Source organism: Roseovarius halophilus (ex Wu et al. 2025), assembly GCF_047086965.1.
Window position 1 is genome coordinate 1 of record NZ_JBKOTX010000624.1, and the last position, 286, is coordinate 286.

Consider the following 286-nt stretch of genomic DNA (forward strand, 5'->3'; position numbering starts at 1 on the left):
CGCCGCGCTGTAAACCTCAAAACGTCGACGCCATCCAAGCGCCGTCAACACGCTACTGCGGCCAAATCAGGCCCAGAAGCCTCAAAAATCGAGGTGCCCAAATAAATTTAGCAAAAGACTTTGCAGCAGCTTTTGGCGTTGTTGCATTGGTGTTTGTAATTACCATTGCAATTATTATCCTCCTGCGTGCGTAATCCGAGGTCATCCGGCCACCGATTCCGAAAGTATCCGGCCACCCAATCCAATTTTATCCGGCCAGTGATTCCGGGGTATTCGGCCACCCCTG

The 286-nt window shown here is 51.7% G+C and carries 1 protein-coding gene; it reads left to right on the top strand.

Annotated elements, in window-relative coordinates; translation table 11 throughout:
- A partial coding sequence (locus ACH107_RS33775) for a hypothetical protein (protein ID WP_412509918.1) occupies positions 1-194 on the top strand: 194 nt, incomplete at its 5' end.
- Between the last annotated feature and the right edge of the window lie 92 nt (positions 195-286).